Below are 24691 nucleotides of genomic sequence, written 5' to 3'. Positions count from 1 at the left end.
TCTTGTAACTGCTATATTACCGTCAGACTTACCGTCCTGTATGACCAAAACCACCAGATCCACGCACAGTTTCTGACAGCTCACTAACTACGTTCAATTGTATCTGTGGAACACGTTGGAAAACCATCTGAGCGATCCGTTCATTACGCTGAATGACGAATGGCTCTTGACCGTGATTAATCAATAATACTTTAACCTCTCCGCGGTAATCAGCATCGATGGTTCCTGGTGAATTAAGCGTTGTGATGCCATGTTTATAAGCCAGCCCGCTTCTTGGGCGAATCTGTGCTTCAAGTTCAGGCGGCATGCTAAGCGCAAAGCCTGTAGGAATCAATTGACGCTCACCAGGCGCGAGCACAATTGGTTCATTTACTGCAGCATGCAAATCATACCCGCTAGCTGCTTCGGACATTTTCTGCGGTAAAAGGATGTCTTCCTGACCCGCCATTCGTTTCATTTGAACTTCAAAATCAAAGCGAGACAAGCTGATCCCTCCTGAAGCCGCTAATCACATCATCCGCGTTTCCAACCATAGACAAAGCAAAAGGTGTCGAGAACAACGTTTTGGTCAATTGCCGAATATGATCCATGTTCACACTTTCAATGCGTGCGATCATTTCGTCCAGACTATAATGCTTACCAGTCATCAATTCATTTTTCCCAAAACGGTTCATCCGGCTGCTTGTGCTTTCTAAACTAAGAATAAGGCTGCCTTTCAGCTGCTCTTTCCCCTTCTTAAGTTCATTATCTGTCATGCCATTAACTGCAATGTCATGAAGCAGCTCCATCGTCACTTTCAGCACTTCTTCCGTCTGTTTAGGTGCTGTTCCCGTGTAGATCGTAAACATCCCGCTATCAATATGAGAAGAATGATAGGAGTAAACCGAATAGGCTAATCCGCGCTTCTCCCGAATCTCTTGGAACAGTCTAGAACTCATGCCTCCACCAATAGCATTATTCAACAAGACCATCGGGTACAAATTCTCTTCTTGAAGCGACAACCCAGGCAACGACAAACAAATATGATTTTGCTCTGTTTTCTTTGCATGGAAAATCAACTCGCTAAGGAAATCTGGCGCATCGTAGCTTGTTTCAACACCGGACTGTGAAAACTCGCCGAAATGTTTTTCAATCAATTCTTTCACACTATCATCAATATTCCCAGCAATACTAAGTACAGTATTCTCTGTATTATAATTTTGCTTCAAGTAAGAACGTAGATCATCGGATTTCATTTTGGACAAATTATCTTGCGTTCCTAGAATCGTGTACCCCAGTGCATGAGTGCCATAAGATGCTTTCGCTAATAAGTCATGAACAAGATCATCTGGCGTATCTTCATACATTGAAATTTCTTCGTAAATGACGTTCTTCTCTTTTTCTAACTCACCTTCATCAAAGGTCGAATTGAAGAACATATCCGATAATACATCCATCGCTAAAGGCAAATGCTCATCGAGCACTTTCGCGTAATAGCAGGTGTATTCTTTCGAAGTGAAGGCATTTACATTCCCGCCAATACCATCAAAAATTTCTGCAATATCTTTCGCTGAATGACGCTCTGTGCCTTTGAACAACATATGCTCAATGAAATGTGAAATACCATTATCCGTCTGCGACTCATTACGCGAGCCTGTTTTTACCCAAATCCCGAATGTTACCGATCGAAATGTGGGGATTTGTTCCATGACGACTCTCAAGCCATTATGTAAGCGATATTTGATCACCAAGGTTCCTCCTCGAAATGGTACACCTAAAAGTCCAATTCTCCTATTATACTTACTCAGTCTAACAAAAATGTGCCTAGGACTCAAATTGGCGGCAGAAATTCATGACTAATTCGTGATTTTCCCCTGCCCAGTGACTCTTTTAGAGGAAAGAAGGTCGGAAACGGTGCCAAGCACGAGACCTTTTTTCTTTATCAGACTGATCATCCCTGGCAGCGCATCACGAGACGAAACCGTTGGATGCATTAAGATGAGAGTACCGGGTTCAACATTGCTTGATAAGCGTTCAAGAATACGACTTGCGCCTGGATTTTTCCAATCGATCGTATCAAATGTCCACAGCACCGTTTGCAACTTGAATTCCGAGGCCACCTGAATCGTTTCTTGATTGAAATAACCTGAAGGAGGCGCGAACAATGTATTTTTTACACCAAGTAGTTTAAGTAAATCCTCAGTTTTCGAAATTTCCTCAACTGCTTTGCTCCGCGAAATACTTCGCATGTCTTTATGCGAGTACGCGTGGTTCGATATTTCGTGACCTTCGCTCTGAATTTGTTTGGCCATATCCGTATTTTTCTTCAACCAAGAGCCATCAAAGAAGAATGTAGCATGGACATTCTCTTTACGAAGCGTTTCTAACATACTAGGCAAAAATTCATTGCCCCATGCGACATTAATCATAAAAGAAACCATTGGCTTCTTTGGATTGCCTTTATATACAGGATTAGGTCCAAGATCATTTAATTGAATACTTGGCTCTACTTCCTTCATCACATAATTAATTTTGTTAGGTGTTAATTGGTGCTCTGCTAGCTTCAACGTCTCCTCAATATCTACCTCTAATCCATTGTAGCCAGGGATCGCTTTCCAAACAGAATCTACTTTGGCATTAATAGGTGCTATCTTACGTTTCTCTGCTTCTTTGGTTATCGTCTCTAATAGTATAGATTGCTTAGCAGACGCAAAAACAGGACGAGCCTCTTCCCTTGTCCAATCTTTCTCATCGACGAATAGAGCATGATCGTATTTCACACTTTGTATATAGGTTTCTATACTTGGGATCGAGTTCACTGTTAGTAGAACCATAGCAAAAAAACTCCCAAACAGAATCCATTTTTTATGGCGCATACACAGGTCCCCTTTCTTTATCTCCTGATTTTATGAAAGTTGGGACAAGAGTAGAACCTGTGCATGTCCTTACATGCTGAGAATAGCAAAAAAGAGACAGATAGATCTGACTCTTTATCCTAAAACTATGAATGAAACGACTTCACGAATTGAATCTCTAGCCTTGGGAAGAGACTTGTGAAGTTAACGTTGCTTTGCGTGAAAGATTAACTCTTCCTTGTTGATCAATTTCCGTAACTTTAACTGTAATCTGATCGCCAACGTTCACAACATCTTCTACTTTTGCTACACGCTCTGTAGAAATTTGTGAAATATGAACGAGACCTTCTTTACCAGGTAAAATTTCAACAAATGCGCCAAATTTCTCAACGCGTTTAACTGTACCAAGGTAAGTTTCACCTACGATAACTTCACGCACGATGCCTTCAATAATGGAACGAGCTTTCTCGTTCATTTCTTGATTCGACGATGCAATGAATACGCGGCCGTCTTGCTCGATGTCGATCTTCACGCCAGTTTCCTCAATGATTTTATTGATAATTTTACCGCCTGCACCAATAACATCACGGATTTTGTCCGGATTGATGTTCATCGTAAGAATCTTAGGCGCATATTGCGATAGATTTTTGTTTGGTGTGGAAATACGGGATACCATTTTGCTCAAAATGTGCAAACGGCCTTCTTTGGCTTGCTGCAAAGATTGCTGCAAGATACTGCGATCGATACCATCAATTTTGATATCCATTTGTAAAGCCGTGATCCCCTCAGCTGTACCAGCAACCTTGAAATCCATATCACCAAGGTGATCTTCCATACCTTGAATATCTGACAGGATGGAGAAATGATCGCCGTCTTTGATAAGACCCATTGCAATACCTGCAACTGGAGCTTTAATGGGTACACCAGCATCCATAAGCGCTAGAATACTTGCACATATACTTGCTTGGGATGTTGAACCGTTCGATTCCAACACTTCAGACACAAGACGAATTGTGTAAGGGAACTCAACTTCGTTCGGGATGATCGGCTCAATCGCTCGCTCACCTAACGCACCATGTCCAATCTCACGACGGCCTGGTGGACGCAATGGTCTTGCTTCCCCAACACTGAACGGCGGGAAGTTATAGTGATGCATGAAACGTTTAGTTTCCGTCAGATCTAATCCATCCAAGATTTGAACATCACCCAACGCACCTAACGTACAAATGCTTAGTGCTTGTGTTTGTCCACGTGTGAATAAGCCAGAGCCGTGTGTACGCGGCAACAAGTTGACATCACATTCAATCGGGCGAATTTCATCAGGTTTACGTCCGTCTGGTCTTACTTTATCATGTGTGATCAAGCGACGAACTTCTTCTTTCACGATATCATAAAGCGTTTCTTTCACGTCACCTAGAAGGCCTGGAGTTTCTACGTACAACGTAGTGAAATGTGCTACAGCATCTGCATTCACAACATCGATTGCTTCTTGTCTTGCATGCTTTTCAGGGATTTTAATTGCATCAACTAATCTAGCTTGAGCAAATTCACGAACCGCGCTATTTACTTCAGCATCAACCGCATGGAGTTTTACTTCCATTTTCGGCTTACCAACCTGCTCAACCAGTTCTTCAATTGTTGCAACGATCTTACGAATTTCATCATGACCGAACATGATCGCTTCAAGGACAACTTCCTCAGAAACTTCTTTCGCGCCAGCTTCAACCATCATAATCGCGTCTTTGGTACCAGCAACTGTCAGATGAAGGTCACTCTTCTCCGCTACTTCACCAGTTGGGTTAATGACGAATTGACCATCTACACGACCAACAATTACGCCACCTACAGGTCCGTTAAAAGGAACATCAGAAATCGCAAGTGCCGCGGACGTACCGATCATTGCTGCCATTTCTGGCGGACATTCTTGGTCTACGCTCATGACGATAGACACAATTTGAACATCATTCCGGAAGCCTTCTGGAAAAAGCGGACGAATCGGACGATCCGTTAAACGGCTCGCAAGGATCGCTTTCTCACTTGGACGTCCTTCACGTTTAATAAATCCACCAGGGATTTTACCAACTGCATATAATCTTTCTTCGTAGTTCACTGTTAACGGAAAGAAATCTAAATCTTTCGGTCCGCTGGAAGCCGTTACTGTGCTAAGCACAACCGTGTCGCCATAACGAACAGTTACTGCTGCATTGGCTTGTTTGGCTAGTCGGCCTGTTTCAAGAATGAACGGCTTACCGCCAAGTTCCATTTGTACCCTTGTCTCCATAAAATCCTCCTAAGGCATGGTTTGAATTTCAAAATATGTGTTTGATTAACATGTACAGAAATCAAATGATCCAGAGACCAATCCGAATCTACTCCGTATGTATGCAAAAAGGGCTAGCTGTGGAGTTATCCTCTATTTCTGCGTTATGTCTAGTATTTCCTTCTTTTCCCGTTTTAAAAATACAAGAAAAAGCAACCTTTTGCTGCTCTCTGCCAGAGCTTTATCAAGCCTAGCAAAGGAGCAACAGGTTGCTTCTCATTGTCGGTTTTATCGACGCAAACCAAGCTTTGCAATCAAAGCACTATAGCGGCTTACATCTTTGTTTTTAACATATGCTAGCAACTTACGACGTTGTCCAACCATTTTAAGCAAACCACGACGGGAGTGGTGATCTTTCTTGTGCGTACGAAGGTGGTCTGTAAGGTTAACAATGTTTTCTGTAAGGATTGCTACTTGTACCTCAGGTGAACCTGTGTCGGTATCGTGTACCTTGTGAGTTTGAATCAGTTGTGTTTTGCGCTCTTGCGTAATTGCCATAATCGTTCATCTCCTAAATTCTATTAGTATCCCCGCTAGCCTAGAAAGCGCCGATGAAAACGTCAATCCAAGCTAAGGTTCATGTCAAACGAACAAGTCCATTTGACAACGTTATTCAGTATATCACAAATGACTAGTAGAAGTAAATGTATGATTACGACTCTAGGTTCAATTTATGCTTAGCTTCTTCTGAGTCACGCTTAATTTGAGTAACTAATTCATCTAACGAAGAAAATTTACGCTCTGGTCGAAGGAAAGAAATAAGTTCAACCATCACGGTTTCTCCATAAATTTGCTCAGAAAATTCGAATAAATGCGCTTCAAACGAAGGTTTTAATTCCCCTGTCTCGAACGTTGGCTTCACACCAATATTCATGACACCTTGATAAACTTCCCCGCGAACTGTTGCTTTAATCGCATAAACACCGTTAGTTGGACTGACATAAGGCTCGTCCAATTGGAGATTTGCGGTAGGAAAACCAAGCGTTCTACCTCGCTTCGCACCATCAACCACTGTGCCGCTTAAGCTGTAAGGACGTCCTAGCAGCCTAGTCACAGTTTCCACTTCACCTTGCAGCAAAGCTTCTCGAATTCGCGTACTACTTACTTTTTCACCATTCATATGAAAAGGTCTCACCACTTCAACAGAGAATTTCCCGTGACTCAACTCGCAGAGAGAATCCGGAGTACCTTTACCTTGAAAGCCAAAGGTAAAATCAAAACCGCAAATGACGCTATCAACGCCAAGTCGATCAAGGACTTGATCCACGAATTGTTCAGGAGATAATCGCATTAGTGAAGCATCAAACGTTACAATGTACGTATGATTCACACCCATGCTCTCAAAAATCTCCATCTTCTTCTTCGTTGGCGTCAGAAGATCCACGTATTTATCTTGCCCCATTACTGCCCTAGGATGTGGATAGAAGGTCATAATGGCCGACTTCAGACCAAGCGACTTAGCCGTATGCAAGGCCCGCCCAATAACCTCTTGGTGTCCTAAATGAACGCCATCAAAGTCACCAATGGCCACCACTTGTTTGCCAACAAACTGGGCTAGCTGATCCAGATCCATCGGATATGATATTGGTATTATTTTCATATAAGTTCGTTCACCTACCCATTTCAACCCGTCCCGCGACGTTATGATTAAAGGAAAACTTTGGCCGGGACCAAGACGTGGCTAGTGCTTTTCCATTCAAACAGACCAAGAAATCGTTCATCAGGTGCATAGGCCCGAAATATGGTTTGTGAAGCATCTGCATGAGCCACCCGATTCGCAGCTAGAGCTATTTTCTTACCTTGTAATGAATGTACAGCTTCTTGATCAGTTAGTGATATTGAAGGAATATGCGAGATGGCAATGTCCATAGGAATCATATGTTGCTCTAGTGTACCTGCTTCTTTCATTTGAACAATTTGCTCAAACGTTAAACATTGCTCTTCGCGAATATTCCCTGTTGACGTACGAATCAAACTTACCATGACGGCAGGATATCCAAGTGCTTTCCCAATATCTACACATAATGTTCTGATATAGGTACCCTTCGAGCATTTCGCACGGAAACGAATTTCGGGATGTTTCTGATCCAAGTTCAGCTCGAGAATTTCTAGTTCAAAGATCGTTGCTTTCCGTGATTTCCGCTCAACCTCTTTACCTTCTCTAGCCAATTCATAAAGACGTCTGCCATCTATTTTGACAGCTGAGAACATAGGAGGAATCTGCTCGATGTCCCCGATGAAAGATGCAAGAACTTCACGCACTTGACCTTCCTCGAGTGAAACATGCGACACTTCGTCCAAAACGGTCCCCGTCATATCTTCGGTATCCGTCGATAAGCCAATTCGCAGAACAGCTTCATATTCCTTCGGAAGTTCTTGAATGTATTCAACCATCCGAGTTGCCCGACCGATGCAAAGTGGCAGAACGCCTGTCACTTGCGGATCTAGTGTACCGGTATGACCAATTCTTTTAATACTCAAAATCCTTCTAACTTTGGCGACAACATCATGTGATGTAAAGCCCGCTGGTTTCCAAACAGGCAAAATGCCTTCTAGCGTCATTTCAGCTTGTCCCCTACTTCCTTAACCATTCTAGCAATAGCTTCTTCTAGCGTACCATGGATTGTACATCCTGACGCCCGAACATGCCCTCCACCGCCTAGCGATTGAGCAATAGCAGCAACATCAACTAGTCCAGAGGAGCGAAGACTTACCTTAATGATACCAGCTGCCTTCTCCTTAATCAGCATCCCCACTTCGACACCTTCAACATTGCGCGGATAATTGACCAGTCCATCCAAATCATCACTCGACGCACCTGTTATCTCTAAGTCAGCTAATGAGACAGCTAGCCAAGCCAGCCTTCGGTCATATGCAAAGGACAGTGTGGATAGCGCTTTTTGGAGAAGTACGATTTGCGAGTACGTCATTCGTTCAAGAACGTGTTCCGCGATTTCGGCACCTTTGACACCTAACTCCAACATCGAAGCGCCGATTTTCATGACCTCTGATGTAGTATTCGAGTATCGAAAGCCGCCTGTATCCGTCAGCAATCCGGTATAAATACATTCACCAAACGTAATGTCGGGCTGCAGCTTCATATGTATCGCCAAATCGAACAAAATTTGAACCGTTGCCGCGGCGTCATGCTTAATTAAATGGCAGGAACCAAAATGATCATTCGTTGGATGATGGTCAATATTGAGTAACCGTGCCTGCTCATCAAAAAGAGTGCTGATCCTACCCATTCTGGAGAAATCAGCACAATCTACACTTATGATGGTTTGGTAAAGTCGATTCGGTGCCGATTCACTATAATCAATGGTTTGTTTACTTCCTTCTAAATAGGAAAATTTAGAGGGCATAGCGCCCTCATTGATCATGGTGAACGACTTTCCAAGTTGACTTAGAATCCAACCCGTTGCATACGTTGAACTGGCTGCATCTCCATCCGGTTGGATGTGAGATACGACCAGGAAATCATCATGCTGCTCGATAAATGCAGCTGCTGCTGCCAGCTGCTGACAGTATTCGGTGGCATGGATCATTCCGTTATTCATACGTTTGTATTTCCTTCCTGATTGAGCTTATACAACAATTGGTCGATATGAGACCCATAGTCGATCGAAGCATCAAATTTAAACTGAAGCTCTGGAATTTTGCGCAAACGAATTCGTTTGCCTAACTCTGAGCGAATATATCCTGAAGCAACAGAAAGCGCCTTAAGGGTGGCAGCTTTCTCTTCTTCAGTTCCCATTACACTTAGATACACACGAGCCAGGGATAAATCATTCGTCACTTCGACTCCTGTAACGGTCATGAAACCAATACGAGGATCTTTTAGCTCAGCTTGAATAATTTGACTTAACTCTTTCTTAATTTGTTCACCAACTCGACCTACACGAACTCTAGCCATTTATAATCACCTCTCAACGGACTCCATGATAAAGGCTTCGATGATGTCGCCCTCTTTAATATCATGATAACGCTCAAGAGATATACCACATTCGTAGCCTTGTGCAACTTCTTTTTGATCATCCTTGAATCGTTTCAAGGAATCAATTTTGCCTTCATGAACAACGATTCCGCTACGAACTAAGCGGGTTTGCGCATTACGAGCAATTTTGCCTGAAGTTACATAACAACCAGCAATCGTTCCTGAACCCGTAATTTTGAAAACGTTACGAACTTCAGCTTGACCAAGAACAACTTCTTTGAAGATTGGATCCAGCATGCCTTTCATCGCTTGCTCGATTTCTTCAATGACATTGTAAATGATGTTATGCAGGCGGATATCAACTTTCTCTTGATCAGCTGTTGCTTTCGCAGCAGGCTCAGGACGAACGTTAAATCCAATAATAATCGCATTTGATGCAGAAGCCAGAATAATATCAGACTCTGTTACTGCGCCAACGCCATTGTGAAGAATTTTAACGCGAACACCCTCAACTTCAATCTTCTCAAGAGAGCTTTTCAGTGCTTCAACAGAACCTTGAACGTCACCTTTGATAATAACATTCAGATCTTTCACTTCGCCATCTTTAATATGTTTAAAGAGGTCTTCAAGTGTAACACGTGAATTAGCTGTCATCTCGGATTGACGAAGTGCAATCGCACGGCGGTCAGCAATATCTCTTGCTTTACGCTCATCTTCATATGCCAAGAACGGATCCCCTGCTTGTGGAACCTCGGTTAGACCAGTGATTTCAACTGGTGTTGAAGGACCTGCTTCTTTCAATCGTTTACCTTTATCGTTCACGATCGCACGAACACGACCGAAGCATACGCCGGCAACGAAGCTATCTCCTACTTTCAAAGTACCATGCTGGATAAGGATTCTAGCCACTGGGCCTCTTCCTTTATCCAATTCAGCTTCAATGACAGTCGCTCTAGCACGCTTGTTCGGATTAGCTTTGTACTCTTGTACTTCAGCTACTAGCAAGATCATTTCAAGCAAGTTTTCGAGACCAATCCGTTGTTTAGCGGAAATTTCGCAGAAAATCGTATCGCCGCCCCACTCTTCCGGAACTAACTCGTAAGCCGTAAGAGCTTGCTTGATTTGATCAGGATTAGCGCCTTCTTTATCAATCTTGTTCACAGCTACAATGATTGGTACACCAGCCGCTTTAGCATGACTAATCGCTTCTACAGTTTGTGGCATTACGCCGTCATCGGCTGCTACAACGATAATTGTAATATCCGTAACTTGAGCACCGCGGGCACGCATTGTTGTAAACGCTTCGTGACCTGGTGTATCCAAGAACGTAATTTTCTTATGATTAACTTCGACTTGATAAGCACCGATGTGCTGCGTGATTCCACCTGCTTCGCCTTCTGTTACACTCGTTTTACGAATGGCATCAAGCAAGGTTGTTTTACCATGATCGACGTGACCCATGATCGTAACAACTGGTGGACGCTCGAGCAAATCAGCCTCGTCATCGATCTCTTCGAAAGTTTCGAAGTTATCTTCTTCGACTTTGATCTTAATTTCAACTTCAACGCCAAATTCAGTCGCAATCAATTGAATGGTTTCCAAATCTAGCTCTTGGTTGATAGTTGCCATTGTTCCTAGGAACAAGAGCTTTTTAATCACTTCAGAAGCATCTTTGTGAAGCAATTTCGCTGTTTCACCAACAGTCATATTGCCACGAACAATGATTTTCTTAGGTGTGTTATCCACTTTTTCTTTCTTAACCATATCTTGTTGGTAACGACCTCTGTTGTTGCCGCGTTGGTTGCCTCTGTTGTTGCCGCCAGGACCGCGATTGCCGCCAGATCTGTTATCATCAAAACGTTTTGGCGTTGGCTTGGATTTCTTCGTTGTGATAATACCAGCTTTTGCTGCTGCATCGTCCAACTCAGCTGCTGTTGCACCAACATGGAATTGTGGTTTCGCTTCTTGAACAACCGGTCTTCCGCTTTGGTTATTGTTACGATTTTCAAATGGCTTGGACTGACGGTTAGGACCAGCACTACGGTTCGGACTGGATTGAGGACGTCCGCTATTCGCGCTTTGACCACTACCACCTGCTCCAGGGCCTCCAGTACCTTGACTAGGACGAGAACCAGCATAGTTACTGTTCGTGCGTGGCGCTCCGCCTTGTCCTTGCCCTTGACTTTGGCTATAGCCTTGACTAGCTGGACGGCTGCTGTTGTAGCCACCACTGCTTCCGCCTGCTGGACGTTGTCCACCTGGGTTGGAACCTTGGTAACCTGTACGTTGTCCACCTTGGCTGGATCCTTGACCTGCTGGACGTTGTCCACCCGGATTGGAACCTTGGTAACCTGTACGTTGTCCGCCTTGGCTGGATCCTTGACCACTAGGACGACCATTCGGATTGGAACCTTGATAGCCCGTACGTTGTCCGCCTTGGCTACTAGGACGATTACCGCCTTGATAATTGCTGCTTTGACCACTTGGACGTGACTGTGGTGGGCGACTTGATGTGTTTTGTGTTGATTGACTTGGCTGAGGAGTTACTGCACCCGTTGTTGGTTGCGTAGTCGATTGTTCTGTAACTGCTGACGGCTTAGCCGCAGGAGTTACTGCACCTTTATTCTCTTGTGCTGGAGCCTGCGATGCAGGATTCTGATTCGTCGTAGATGAACTCACATTTCCTCCGTCCGTAGCTGCTCGTTTGGCAGCCGCATTAGCTTTAATATCTCTAAAAAACTTTTCCACACTGCTAACCGCGTCATTCTCCATTACACTCATATGGTTGTTAACAGGTATATTTAATCGTTTGAGAATGGTAATAATTTCTTTGCTGCTCATATTGAGCTGCTTCGCGTATTCGTACACGCGTGTCTTATCTTTATTATCTTGTTTATTGGTCAATATGTTTCACCTCCGCAGGATTTTCTTGACTCTTCTGCAGCATCTGCGCGAAGCCTCCGTCCAATACACCTATGGTGACACGCATCTCTTTCCCAATGCTGCGGCCCAATTCATACTTCGTACCGATTTCCATGAGCTTAACCCCATAAAATTGGCATTTATCTTGAAATTTCTTACGTGTATTAGCTGAAGCGTCCTCCGCCATGATAACAAGCTTGGCTTCACCCGCGCGAATTGCTTTGAAAACACCTTCATCACCCGTTACAAGCTTTCCGGCTCTCATTGCCAATCCTAATTGATTAAAAAATTTAGGATTCATCTTCCGATTCCTCCTCTTTCGAAGAAAGGAATTCATCTTCCACACGAATGAAATCTTGTTCCAGTTGGTCATAAATATCTGCGCCTACGGCATGCTTCAGAGCTCTATCCAGGGCTTTGCTTTTCTTTGCCAATTTAAAACAAGAAACTTTACCGCACAGGTAGGCACCGCGCCCAGACTTCTTCCCCTTGAGATCAATGAGAATGTCATCCTCAGGCGTTTTGACGACGCGGATCAAGTCCCTCTTCGGCATCATTTCCTGGCAGGCAACGCATTTTCTCAGAGGGATTTTTCTCTGCTTCATTCCGATCACCCCTTGTTCCTAACAAAAACTTAATCGATGCTAATCGAATCCTGATGCATCTCTTCCGAATAAGTTTTTACTCTTCCATATTCTTGTTCTGCTTGTGTTTCACTCTTGATATCAATCTTCCAGCCAGTTAACTTGGCAGCTAACCGTGCATTCTGACCTTTAATCCCAATTGCCAAAGAAAGCTGATAATCAGGCACAATGACGCGCGCCATTTTTTCATTTTCATGAATCTGAACTTCAAGCACTTTAGAAGGGCTAAGGGCATTCGCCACGTACTCTTCCACGCTCTCCATCCAGCGAACGATATCAATTTTCTCACCGCGCAGCTCAGTAACGATCGTTTGAACACGCAATCCTTTAGGACCTACACAAGAACCTACTGGATCAACCTCTGGGTTGCGAGAATGAACAGCAATCTTTGAACGGAAGCCTGCTTCACGTGCAACGGAACGAATCTCAACTACGCCATCAAAAATCTCAGGCACTTCAAGCTCAAATAGACGCTTTAACAAACCTGGATGTGTTCTTGATAAAATAATTTGAGGACCCTTGGTCGTATTCTCGACTTTCGTGATATACGCTTTAATACGATCTCCCTGTTTGAACTTATCCGTAGGCATTAGCTCCGTAAGAGGAAGAACAGCTTCTACTTTACCTAGGTCAACATAAATATTACGTTGATCTTGGCGCTGCAGGATACCAGTTACAATATCTTCTTCTTTATCGATAAAAGCATTATAAATTAAGCCACGCTCGGCTTCGCGGATTCGTTGCGTTACGACCTGTTTAGCGGTTTGTGCTGCAATACGTCCAAAATCACGAGGCGTCACTTCAATTTCAACAATATCATCCAATTGGTAATTTGGATTAATTTCACGCGAAGCATGCACAGAAATTTCCAATCTCGGATCCAATACTTCCTCTGTAACGGTCTTTCGTGCATATACCTTGATAAGACCCGTATGTCGATTGATATCCACACGCACGTTCTGTGCCGTGTTGAAATTACGTTTATAACTTGAAATCATCGCCGCTTCAATAGCATCAATGAGTAGCTCCTTGGAGATACCCTTCTCTCGTTCAATTTCCGACAGCGCTTCAATAAAATCCGTGTTCATTTGAACTGAGTCCCCCCCTTCAATAAGTAACGATCACTAAAATACGATAGCAAGACGTGCGCTTGCGATTTTAGCCACCGATATGCTAATTTTCTTTTTACCAATCTCAATCACGAGAACTTCCTCGTCATAAGACAGCAACAATCCTTCAAATTCCTTAGAACCATCGATCGGCTCATACGTGGTAACAAATACGTGACTGTTCACGGCTTTATAAAAATCTTGTGTTTTCTTGAGCGGACGTTCTGCCCCTGGTGAAGAAACTTCCAAGAAATAAGCATCAGTAATCGGATCTTTCTCATCCAATTGAACACTTAAGTATTCACTGATGCGGCCGCAATCATCTATATCAATTCCGCCTTCTTTGTCAGCATAGACACGAAGGAACCAATTGCTGCCCTCTTTGACATATTCAATATCAACGATTTCAAACCCATTTTGTTCAACAAAATCCTTCAGCATGTCCGCAATGATGGATTTGATTTGCTCTTGTGTAGCCACGGATATGTGTACCTCCTAAATTGACTTCTCCTCGTCGTAGCCGAAAAAGTCCTATATCAAAATGTAAAGAGTGGGTTTCCCCACTCTTTAATCACAAGATGATATCCTCATTATTGCCAATAAAAATTATACCATAACCATTCTTTGCATTACAATAGCAAACTTGTTAATCATTTTCACTTGACAGCTAAAAGTTTTTCGTAGAAAAACTGGCTTCGGAAGCAATTCCCTACTAGAACAATGAGAGTTGATTGGATTCTGGCAAGCCGCGGAAGCAGCCCATTTGACTTAACAATTCAATCACCGTCTTGGACGCTTTGGAACGATTCTGGAAATCCTCAATCGATAAGAAATCCCCGTCATCCTTCGCAGCTGCAATATTTTTCGCAGCACTTTCACCTATCCCCGACATCGCAGCAAAAGGAGGAATTAAAGAGGTGCCATCGATGATAAACTTCGTTGCGTCAGAACGATAAATATCAATTGGCTTGAAGCTAAACCCGCGTGATGTCATTTCTAATGACATTTCAAGAATGGAAACCATCGCTTTCTCTTTCGGAAGCGCTTGGAATCCTTTCGCTTCAATCTCAACTAATTGTCTGAGAATCGCTTCATACCCCTGACATAAAAGTTCAAGATCAAAGTCCGCTGCACGAACACTAAAGTAAGTAGCATAGTAAGCGATTGGGTGATATACCTTGAAGTAGGCCGTTCGAACAGCAGAGATAACGTAAGCAGCAGCATGAGCTTTTGGAAACATATACTCAATCCGTTCACAGGATTCAATATACCACGCAGGGACATTACAGCGTTTCATCTCATCTTTCCACTCGTCGGTTAAACCCTTGCCTTTACGAACGCTCTCCGTGATTTTAAAAGCAAGACCTGCATCCATGCCCGCTTTATAGATCAAATAGAGCATGATATCATCCCGACAGCCGATAACTGTTTTAATGTTACATATTCCTTTTTTAATGAGTTCTTGTGCGTTCCCTAACCAAACACCTGTTCCATGAGACAATCCTGAAATTTGCAATAAATCGGCAAAAGAGGATGGTTGTGTCTCCTGAAGCATTTGACGAACGAATTTGGTACCCATTTCAGGAACACCGTACGTTGCCACAGGGGAACGAATCTGATCAGGTCTTACTCCAAGAGCATCCGTAGAATTGAAAATACTCATGGCTTTCGCATCATTCATCGGAATGGTAGTTGGATCGATACCAGTCAAATCCTGAAGCATCCTCATCATCGTCGGATCGTCGTGTCCAAGAATATCTAATTTAAGCAAGTTCGCATCGAAGGCATGATAGTCAAAATGAGTCGTCATCCACTCCGAGTTTTTGTCATCGGCTGGAAATTGAACCGGCGTAATATCATCGACCTCAATATAATCCGGAACTACAACAATCCCGCCTGGATGCTGCCCTGTGCTTCTTTTTACCCCTGTACAACCTGAGGCCAATCGAGCAATTTCCGCTCCGCGCCATTTCTGGCCTTGTTCTTCCTCATACTTCTTAACGAATCCGAACGCGGTTTTCTCAGCGACAGTACCAATAGTCCCGGCTCGGAATACATTCTTAGGTCCAAAAATCTCCTTCGTGAAGTTATGAGCAACGGGCTGATAAACACCGGAGAAGTTCAAATCGATATCGGGAACTTTATCCCCTTTAAAGCCTAGGAACGTTTCGAAAGGAATGTCATGACCATCCCCTTTTAAATTCCCGCCGCACGAAGGACAGACTTTATTAGGTAAGTCGAAACCACTCGGAACGCTACCGTCTAAGAACCACTCACTATGCCTGCAAGTAAGACAAATATAGTGTGGAGGCAATGGATTAACCTCGGAAATGCCCAACATCATCGCAACGACAGAAGATCCAACAGATCCCCGGGAACCTACGAGATATCCGTCCGCATTCGATTTTTTCACTAGTCGTTCCGAAATCAAATAGTTGGCAGAGAATCCAAATTTAATAATCGGTACAAGCTCTTTCTCTAATCGAGCAATAATCACTTCTGGCAGTTCTTCGCCATACATGCTTTTCGCAGTATTATAGCAAGTCGAACGAATCTCTTCGTCAGCACCTTCGATAATAGGAGTGAAGAGCTTGTCCGGGAAGAGTTCGATGGATTCAAAACGATCTGCAAGATCATTCGTACTTCGAATGACGACCTCAATGGCCTTCTCTTGACCTAAAAACTTGAACTCTTCCAGCATCTCCTTGGTAGTGCGGAAATGCGCATCCGGCTTCTTCATCGCTTTCAATGGACTAAAACCTGTTATCCCATTAATCGTGATGTCACGGCATACTTTTTCCCGCGGATTGAGATAATGAACATTACCTGTCGCAATGACGGGTTTCCCGGTTTTATAACCAATTTCACATACGCGACGAACGGCATTCTCAAGATCTTCGACAGAACCTACAAGACCCTTTTCAACGAGATGCATGTTATAACTGACTGGTTGAATTTCTAAGATGTCATAAAACTCCGAAACTTGCTCGGCTTCTTCAATTGATTTATTAAGTACAGCTTCGAAAAACTCCCCTTTTTCACAACCAGAGGTAATCAAGAGTCCCTCTCTATGCTCAACTAAGACACTCTTCGGAATCGTAGCAGCTCGCTGCAGGTAAGTAGTATGAGACAATGAGATCAGTTTAAAGAGATTTTTCTTCCCTACCGGGTTCAAAGCATAAATACAGCAATGGAATGGTCGTTGATTCGACAAATCTTTACCTACATAGTCATTTAGTTTCGCTAGACTCGTAATCTGTCGATCATTAGCCTCATTAATTAAATGATAAAGCACATAACCAAGCGCAATCGAGTCATCAATCGCTCGGTGATGATTATCTAGACCTACCTTGAATTTATCAGACAACGTGTTTAAGCGATGATTCTTCATGGATGGGAAAAGAAATCTCGCAAGCTCCAGCGTATCAAGAACCGGATTCGTAACCTCCGGCAAGTTCATTCGCTTTAAATTCGACTGGAGAAAGCCCATATCAAATCGGGCATTATGCGCAACGAGCACGCAATCCCCAATAAACTCAACAAACTTAGGAAGCTCGTCCTCAATATCCGGAGCATCCTTTACCATATCATCATTGATATTCGTTAATTGCTGGATGTTATAAGGGATTTTCTCATGTGGATTAATGAATGTGGCGAACCGATCGATTTCTTTGCCATCCTGCATTTTCACACCGGCTAGCTCAATGATGCGATTATTGGTTACCGAAAGACCCGTCGTCTCCACGTCGAAAATTACATAAGTCGCTTGTTTCAAATCGATATCTCGACCATTCATAACAATCGGTACGGAATCATTAACAACATTTGCTTCAACACCATAAATCACTTTGATGCCATGCTTTTTGGCCGCTTTACCCGCATCAGGAAAACATTGAATATTACTATGATCTGTCACTGCGATCGCTTTATGTCCCCATTTGGCCGCCATCTTCACATAGTGATCTATCGGTGTCAACGCGTCCATCGTACTCATCGTCGTGTGCAAATGGAACTCAACACGCTTCTCCGCAGCATCATCCATACGATCCCTTGGCGCCATTACTTCGTAGAGATCATTCGGGATCATCACAAGCTCAGGAATAGGCATGAAACGATCGTACTCGACTTTCCCTCTAGCTCGAATCCAAGTGCCATTAGCAAGAAGGCTCATGATTTTCACGTCATCTTTGGTCTTGGCAAAAACCTTCATCGCAAGTGAATCGCTGAAATCCGTAATGTTAAACGTAAATAGCGTGTTTCCATTTCGTAATTCCTTCACATCTAATCCAAATACGGTACCTTGTACCGCAATTTTCTTCTCTTCTTCTTGAATATCCTTCAGCGGAGTTGGAACTTCCTTTATATCAATACCCATAACAAGTTTCAAATCGCCCTCTGGCAAAGAGGACTCTTCTTCCTCCATGTCGATGGACATCATGATTTCTTGGGTGTATGATTTTTCACCTTGCTCACGTTGCTTCGCAAATTTCTCATACTCCGCAACGATTTCAGTCGAATCACTCATTGCATATTTGACGGATAATTCCGTTTGGAAAAAATTATGGAAAAAGTTCCGAATAAACATATCGATATTTTTTTTCTTCGCAAGCTCAAGTCCAATGGCATCCAACATAACCAACGAAAGTGCATGCCCCTGCACCTCGAACTTTGCTTTCGACATCCAGCCATTCACAGAGGGTACTTCCCGCTGCAACCATTCCATAAATAAACTCCAGTACTCTTCAACAAGCTCGGCCGGTTCAGCCTGCTCGTACTTCCATATAAAGCGGATTTTCGCGATTTGCGCGAATTTCTCTTGAATCATTTTACAAAATGAACGATAAATGTTCAGAGGCACAAGGTCATTTTTAACCAAATAGAACGTCCAGTCGCGATTTTTTCGACTAATTTCTACTTGATCTATGTACCCTTCTGCAAAATATGACCGTACAACATCGGCTGGAATCTCGGCTTGCTGCATCAAAAGCTCAAAGCGATTCCGTTTATCAGCCAAATTACTCATGAACAGCCTCCCCATAAACATACCAAGGGCAATGGAGTTAGACCTCCATATGCCCTTGATTGTAATTAATAGCTTCGACCAAAGACCACCGTATGCTTAGCAGCGTCGCCGCAAACAACACAAGTCGATTTGGTTTCGGATGGTGTGAACGGGATATTACGGCTTGTTGCTCCTGTTTCTTCCTTCACTTGCGCTTCGCAAGCATCAGATCCACACCAGCCAGCCAAGGCAAATCCGCGTTTCGTCTCCAAAAATGTTTTAAATTCATCGATCGTATCTACCGCAATGTAATGCTCGTCACGGAATTGCTTCGCTTTATCATACATCTGCTGATGAATCTCAGCAAGTAAATTTTGAACTTCTTGCACGAAGTCAGCTTGTTGAACAATTTTCTTCTCTCCGCTTACGCGAGAAACAAGTACAACCACGCCATTTTCCATGTCACGAGGACCGAGTTCTACACGAATTGGAACGCCGCGCATCTCATACTCGTTGAATTTCCAACCAGGACTTTGATCTGATCGATCATCGACTTTGACACGAACGCCAGCTTTTTTCAACTCGGCATACAGCTCGTCAACGCGTCCAATAACCTGTTCACGAGTCTTAGGAGGTCCGATTGGAATCATGATGACTTGTGTAGGCGCAACCTTCGGTGGCAGAACTAAACCGCGATCATCACCGTGAACCATGATAAGAGCACCGATTAATCGCGTACTAACTCCCCATGATGTTGTATGCGCAAATTGATGCTGATTTTCACGATCCAAGAATTTGATATCGAAAGCAACAGCGAATTTGGTACCTAGATAATGGGAAGTTCCTGCTTGAACGGCTTTACCGTCTTTCATCATAGCTTCAATAGAGAATGTATCAATCGCACCAGCAAATCTCTCAGATGGTGTCTTTTGACCGACGATAACTGGAATAGCAAGGAAATCCTCTGCAAATTGGCGATACACATCCAGCATTTGCATCGTTTCGCGGCGAGCGTCCTGCTCGTCCTCATGAGCCGTATGCCCTTCCTGCCATAAGAACTCAGTTGTCCGAAGGAAAGGCAGTGTCCGCTTCTCCCAACGAACGACGTTCGCCCATTGGTTGATGAGTAACGGAAGATCGCGATAGGAATTAATCCACTCGGCATACATGTGACCGATCATCGTTTCGGAGGTTGGACGAATAGCCAAACGCTCTTCTAACTTCTCTCCACCTGCTTCAGTTACCCAAGGCAGCTCTGGATTAAAGCCCTCGACGTGCTCTTTTTCCTTTTGGAAAAAGCTCTCCGGGATAAATAACGGGAAGTACGCATTGCGATGTCCCGTTTCTTTGAACTTGCTATCCAGCTCACGCTGAATATTTTCCCAAATCTCATAACCATCCGGTTTAAATACGATACAACCACGTACCGGAGAATAACTCATCAAATCTGCTTTTTTAATAACATCTATGTACCAGCGGGAGAAATCTTCTCCTTGTGGTGTAATTTCTTTGACAAATTGCTTATCGTTTGACATAAACCCTCCCACAGATTAGGACTAACCCTTAATCAATCGTAAAATATCATTGTACGTAACAGCTACCATTAGCAGCATAAGCAATGCAAACCCGACAAAGTGAACCATACTCTCTCGATTCGGATCAATCGGTTTACCTCTTAATGCTTCTAAGCCCATAAAGAGCAGACGACTTCCGTCTAGCGCTGGGATTGGCAATAAATTGAAAATTCCAAGATACAAGCTTAATGTAGCTGCCCAAGAAATTAAGTAGGTCAGTCCCATTTTGGCAAATTCAGCGGATACTTGAGCTGTTCGAACAGGACCGCCGAGATCATCAAGTTTGAACTGCAGCATGACTAGCTTTTGCAAGCCCGTTACAATGCCTATGGTTGTACCTACAACTTGGTCATACGTCCCTGTAAATACTTCACCAAGCGTTGCACTTCTGCGGTCGCCGCTAATGACAACGCCAAGCTTGCCTGCTCCTGCTTCCATCTCAGGTGTTACTTGGAGAGTAATTGGATTGCCAGCACGATCAATGACCCATGTCATGGGCTTCCCTGCAGAGGATTGTATCGCAGTAACGAGTTTCTCGCGATCATCCCCGATAGGCTGCTTATCAATAGACATGATAACGTCGCCCTTCTGCAGACCAGACTTCTCACCTGCTTTGCCAGCAAGTACGGAATCCAGCTTTACATTCGTGAAAACGCCTGACATAATCACAACAATGAAAAACAGGACGATAGCCAATATAAAGTTCATCACAGGTCCCATGACGATTGCTATCGCACGTTTCCCTACCGATTTGGAGCCAAATTGACGATCGTAAGGCGCGATTTGCGTTTCGGTACCTTTCGTAACCATCATCGCTTGCGGATCAATCGGGTAGGTCACTTTCTCACCGTCGACATCAAGGGATAAGCGAAGTGCTCTCTCTAAATCAATTTGTTCCACAACGCCAATGATGACATTCGAACGTCGATCTAATTGATCCAGATATAAGAACGTGACTTGATTAAGTTTATTTAATTTAATAGCAACCGTCTGTCCAGGATTTACTTGAACAATTTCCGGGTCTTCTCCCGCCATACGAACAAAGCCACCAATCGGTAAGATTCGCAACGTATATCGGGTCTCCCCTTTTTTATATGAAAAAATTTTGGGACCGAAGCCAATTGCAAATTCACGAACCAAAATACCTGCCCGTTTTGCAAAGTAAAAATGACCCCATTCATGAATCGTAACAAGAACGAAAAACAACAAAATAACCTTTAACCCAACTTCAATGGCCGACAAGTCGTATTTCCTCCTTCGGGTTTTCTTCAGAAAACTATCCTATGTACCAATGACCAGATGCTTTCAGTTAAAACTAACTTCTAAACATCAACTTAAGATCAGCTGTTCTTGTTCTTAGATTACCACTATTGAACTGCTGAATACAAGCTATGCCCGCTCAGGTCAGTATACGATATCAGAGAAATAATTAGACTTCACTTACCCGCCTAGGTGTGGAAAATTGAAAAAAGAGCTGAGCCACGTAACTGACCTTAGCTCTTACTAGCAATTAGAAGCGAATTGATGCAGCAAATGATCGAGCCCATTGATCTTGCTCGTGAATGAACTCAAGTGTAGGATTCGCAAAGAACTCATGTTTTTGTAACGCTGCTTCAATAATATCTTCAATTTGTAAAAAGGAAATATCTCCATTAAGAAAACGAGCCACCGCAATCTCATTGGCAGCATTATAAATAGTAGGTGTTATTCCACCCTGTTTACCACTCTCAAATGCCATACGCAAGCAAGGGAAACGCGCATAATCCATTTCACGGAAATGAAGTTTACCGATCGTTGCAAGGTCCAGTTTTGAGGTTGGCGTGGGAAACCGATCCGGATAGGTTAAAGCATATTGAATCGGAACCCTCATATCAGGATTACCTAACTGTGCAATGACACTATTATCCACAAATTCAACATAAGAATGAATGACGCTTTCTGGATGAAGGATGACCTTGATATCTCCATACGACAACCCGAAAAGCCAATGTGCTTCGATTACTTCAAGCCCTTTGTTTACCATCGTAGCGGAATCAATTGTAATTTTGGCACCCATAGACCAGTTCGGATGTTTAAGCGCAGCATCCACCGTTACTCCCACTAATTGTTCCCGAGTACGATCTCGGAAAGAGCCGCCAGACGCTGTGATGGTAATCTGAGCGATTTGGGAACGTTTTTCACCATTTAAACACTGAAAAATAGCAGAATGCTCACTATCAATGGGCAGCAAAGCAACACCTTTACGAGCCACCGCTTCTGTTACGATATGACCTGCACTTACTAATGTCTCTTTGTTGGCAAGTCCAATATCTTTACCTGCTTCAATCGCGGCTAACGTAGGTTTCAAACCTTGACTACCAACGAGTGCACTCACAAGCATATCTGCATCTGTTGACGCAGCGACTTCTAATAGTCCTTCTTCACCATAAAGAACCTTGATACCCGAAGGTAGTTGACTTGCAACATCATCTGCCAATTCCTTTGTAGCAACTGACACAAGTTTGGGACGAAATTGTTTGGCCTGCTCAATAACGAGATCACGGTTATAACCAGCTGATATCGCTTCGACTTGAAACTTTTCAGGCGAATGTTGCACAATATCTAAGGTTTGAGTCCCAATGGATCCTGTCGAACCCAAGATGGAAATTTTCTTCATTTGTTTCAACCCCGCTCATAAGAATTAGTTAGGAATCAAGTTGAGCAGATAAATAAAAGGAAATACGATTAGCCAGCTATCCATCCGGTCAAGTACACCACCATGTCCTGGCAGTAGAGTTCCCGTGTCTTTAATTCCTTTAACCCGCTTATAAGCAGATTGAATTAAATCACCAACTTGTCCTACAACCGCAATGACAAATCCTAGCAAAAGAGCTTTCCCAACACTCAGAAGATCAGGCGAGTACCAGGCGAACCCTACTGCCAAAATCATCGCGATGACGACACCGCCAAGTGCACCTTCAATAGACTTCTTAGGGCTAATTTGAGGCCACAGAGGGTGCTTACCAATCTTGGAACCGACAAAATACGCACCAGCATCTGATGCCCAAATACAAACGAATACCATAATCGTCCAAAATAAGCCATTTTCCGCCAATCGCGCCTCAATCATATAGTTAAAACCAAATCCAATGTAAACGACACCAAGTAAAATCACAGATACTTGATCAATCGTAATTTTGTTTTTGGAGGCAACCGTGATAAAGAGGAGTAAAAACATGGCAAACCATAGAACTGCGGTAAACGAAAATGTAAAGGTAATGCCTAACAAACCCCATGGGATCGTTAAACATAGCAGTGCTAAGAGCCCCACAACAGCAGTAAGTTTATACGGCATATACCCATTCATTTGTAGATACTCGCGATATCCAATAATCGAAACCAGTACAATTAATCCTGCATACCACAAATCGCCGAGCACTAGAAGTGTAATAAATGCAAGACCGGCAATAACGCCTGTGATGATCCTTTGTTTCAAGTTGAATCCCCCTAGATGAACAACGTTTATCTCTAAGTCATCCTTTTTTAGTGACAAAACGATTACACAATCAGATGTTAAATACCACCGTATCTTCTCCCGCGGCGCTGATATTCAGCAATGGCTTGCATAAATAAGTCCTCTGTGAATTCTGGCCAATAGGCATCAGTGAACCATAATTCCGAATAAGCTAATTGCCACAACAAAAAATTACTTAAACGCAATTCCCCACTCGTTCTAATTAACAAATCTGGGTCTGGTAAATCCGACGTTAACATGTAGGAAGAAAAGAGTTCTTCGTCCAATTCATCCGGCTTCAAGTTTCCGCTTTGCAGGTCTTTCATCATATCCTGAACACCTGCCATGATTTCCTTACGTCCGCCATAATTTAAAGCAAAATTCAAAATGAGACCCGTGTTATCCTTCGTCCGCTCGATCGCACCTTCTATCGCTTTCAACGTATAGTCAGGTAAACCTTCCTTCCAGCCGGTCATCCGAATACGCACATTATTCTGAATTAACTCTTCTATTTCCAATGGGAAAAATTCTTGTGGCAGCTTCATCAGAAACTCTACTTCATCTTTCGGTCGCTTCCAATTTTCCGTGGAGAACGCATACATCGTCAATACTTTGACACCAATGTCATTGGCTGCCATCGTAATTTTCTTTACATTTTTCATACCCGAATGATGACCAGCAACGCGAGGCAAACCACGCTGTTTGGCCCATCGACCATTACCATCCATAATAATTGCAACATGTGCCGGCACTTTGTCCAACTCTATCTCAAGAGCTGCCGCAGTTACAGGCTTACGCGTTTGTTTTAACCATTTCTTAAATAGCTTGAGCACATTCGTTCCTCCCAACTAGGGAA

20 protein-coding genes are annotated in these 24691 nt (G+C 43.3%); all 20 read right to left on the bottom strand.

Annotated elements, in window-relative coordinates; genetic code table 11:
• Positions 1–28 precede the first annotated feature (28 nt).
• Positions 29–457 carry a dUTP diphosphatase gene (dut, locus tag AC58QO_RS05150; protein WP_497264394.1) on the bottom strand — a complete coding sequence of 143 codons (429 nt, stop codon included), beginning with the start codon at positions 455–457 and terminating at the stop codon, positions 29–31.
• Between the two features lie 13 nt (positions 458–470).
• A complete protein-coding gene (locus AC58QO_RS05145; RefSeq protein WP_497264177.1) occupies positions 471–1727 on the bottom strand; it encodes a M16 family metallopeptidase in 1257 nt (418 codons plus the stop codon).
• A gap of 108 nt (positions 1728–1835) precedes the next feature.
• A complete protein-coding gene (locus tag AC58QO_RS05140; RefSeq protein ID WP_497264176.1) occupies positions 1836–2813 on the bottom strand; it encodes a polysaccharide deacetylase family protein in 978 nt (325 codons plus the stop codon).
• Between the two features lie 199 nt (positions 2814–3012).
• The gene (locus tag AC58QO_RS05135; RefSeq protein WP_497264175.1) at positions 3013–5115 is read right to left on the bottom strand and encodes a polyribonucleotide nucleotidyltransferase; all 2103 of its coding nucleotides are present in this window, start codon (positions 5113–5115) and stop codon (positions 3013–3015) included.
• Between the two features lie 267 nt (positions 5116–5382).
• Entirely contained in the window at positions 5383–5652 is a 270-nt protein-coding gene (gene rpsO / locus AC58QO_RS05130; protein WP_028558319.1) for a 30S ribosomal protein S15, read from the bottom strand.
• A gap of 154 nt (positions 5653–5806) precedes the next feature.
• Positions 5807–6754 carry a bifunctional riboflavin kinase/FAD synthetase gene (locus AC58QO_RS05125; protein WP_497264174.1) on the bottom strand — a complete coding sequence of 316 codons (948 nt, stop codon included), beginning with the start codon at positions 6752–6754 and terminating at the stop codon, positions 5807–5809.
• A gap of 47 nt (positions 6755–6801) precedes the next feature.
• Entirely contained in the window at positions 6802–7716 is a 915-nt protein-coding gene (gene truB, locus AC58QO_RS05120) for a tRNA pseudouridine(55) synthase TruB (RefSeq protein ID WP_497264173.1), read from the bottom strand.
• Positions 7713–8714 (bottom strand): DHH family phosphoesterase, encoded by a 1002-nt coding sequence (locus AC58QO_RS05115; protein ID WP_497264172.1) that lies wholly within the window; start codon positions 8712–8714, stop codon positions 7713–7715. The genes truB and AC58QO_RS05115 overlap by 4 nt, the downstream gene beginning before the upstream one ends.
• On the bottom strand, positions 8711–9070 hold the full coding sequence (gene rbfA, locus AC58QO_RS05110; protein WP_056625044.1) for a 30S ribosome-binding factor RbfA: 360 nt from the start codon (positions 9068–9070) through the stop codon (positions 8711–8713). Before rbfA ends, AC58QO_RS05115 begins: the two co-directional genes overlap by 4 nt.
• Before the next feature lie 6 nt (positions 9071–9076).
• Positions 9077–11995, bottom strand: coding sequence for a translation initiation factor IF-2 (gene infB / locus AC58QO_RS05105; RefSeq protein ID WP_497264171.1), 2919 nt, complete (start codon positions 11993–11995; stop codon positions 9077–9079).
• Positions 11985–12314, bottom strand: coding sequence for a L7Ae/L30e/S12e/Gadd45 family ribosomal protein (locus AC58QO_RS05100; RefSeq protein WP_497264170.1), 330 nt, complete (start codon positions 12312–12314; stop codon positions 11985–11987). The genes infB and AC58QO_RS05100 overlap by 11 nt, the downstream gene beginning before the upstream one ends.
• Positions 12304–12618 carry an RNase P modulator RnpM gene (rnpM, locus tag AC58QO_RS05095; RefSeq protein WP_065853834.1) on the bottom strand — a complete coding sequence of 105 codons (315 nt, stop codon included), beginning with the start codon at positions 12616–12618 and terminating at the stop codon, positions 12304–12306. Before rnpM ends, AC58QO_RS05100 begins: the two co-directional genes overlap by 11 nt.
• A gap of 29 nt (positions 12619–12647) precedes the next feature.
• Positions 12648–13745, bottom strand: a complete 1098-nt coding sequence (gene nusA / locus AC58QO_RS05090; RefSeq protein WP_497264169.1) for a transcription termination factor NusA — start codon at positions 13743–13745, stop codon at positions 12648–12650.
• Between the two features lie 36 nt (positions 13746–13781).
• Positions 13782–14246 carry a ribosome maturation factor RimP gene (gene rimP / locus AC58QO_RS05085; protein WP_497264168.1) on the bottom strand — a complete coding sequence of 155 codons (465 nt, stop codon included), beginning with the start codon at positions 14244–14246 and terminating at the stop codon, positions 13782–13784.
• Between the two features lie 232 nt (positions 14247–14478).
• The gene (locus tag AC58QO_RS05080) at positions 14479–18789 is read right to left on the bottom strand and encodes a PolC-type DNA polymerase III (protein ID WP_497264167.1); all 4311 of its coding nucleotides are present in this window, start codon (positions 18787–18789) and stop codon (positions 14479–14481) included.
• Positions 18790–18854: 65 nt separating this feature from the next.
• On the bottom strand, positions 18855–20303 hold the full coding sequence (proS, locus tag AC58QO_RS05075) for a proline--tRNA ligase (RefSeq protein WP_497264166.1): 1449 nt from the start codon (positions 20301–20303) through the stop codon (positions 18855–18857).
• A gap of 21 nt (positions 20304–20324) precedes the next feature.
• Positions 20325–21584 (bottom strand): RIP metalloprotease RseP, encoded by a 1260-nt coding sequence (rseP, locus tag AC58QO_RS05070; RefSeq protein ID WP_497264165.1) that lies wholly within the window; start codon positions 21582–21584, stop codon positions 20325–20327.
• A gap of 268 nt (positions 21585–21852) precedes the next feature.
• Positions 21853–22998, bottom strand: coding sequence for a 1-deoxy-D-xylulose-5-phosphate reductoisomerase (locus AC58QO_RS05065; protein ID WP_497264164.1), 1146 nt, complete (start codon positions 22996–22998; stop codon positions 21853–21855).
• Positions 22999–23022: 24 nt separating this feature from the next.
• Complete coding sequence (locus AC58QO_RS05060) at positions 23023–23817, bottom strand: phosphatidate cytidylyltransferase (protein WP_497264163.1); 795 nt, start codon at positions 23815–23817, stop codon at positions 23023–23025.
• A gap of 77 nt (positions 23818–23894) precedes the next feature.
• Complete coding sequence (gene uppS / locus AC58QO_RS05055) at positions 23895–24668, bottom strand: undecaprenyl pyrophosphate synthase (protein ID WP_497264162.1); 774 nt, start codon at positions 24666–24668, stop codon at positions 23895–23897.
• Positions 24669–24691 lie beyond the last annotated feature (23 nt).

The sequence above is a fragment of the Paenibacillus sp. J31R30 genome (genome assembly GCF_059692115.1).
This window is presented reverse-complemented; position numbering and strand designations above follow the sequence as displayed.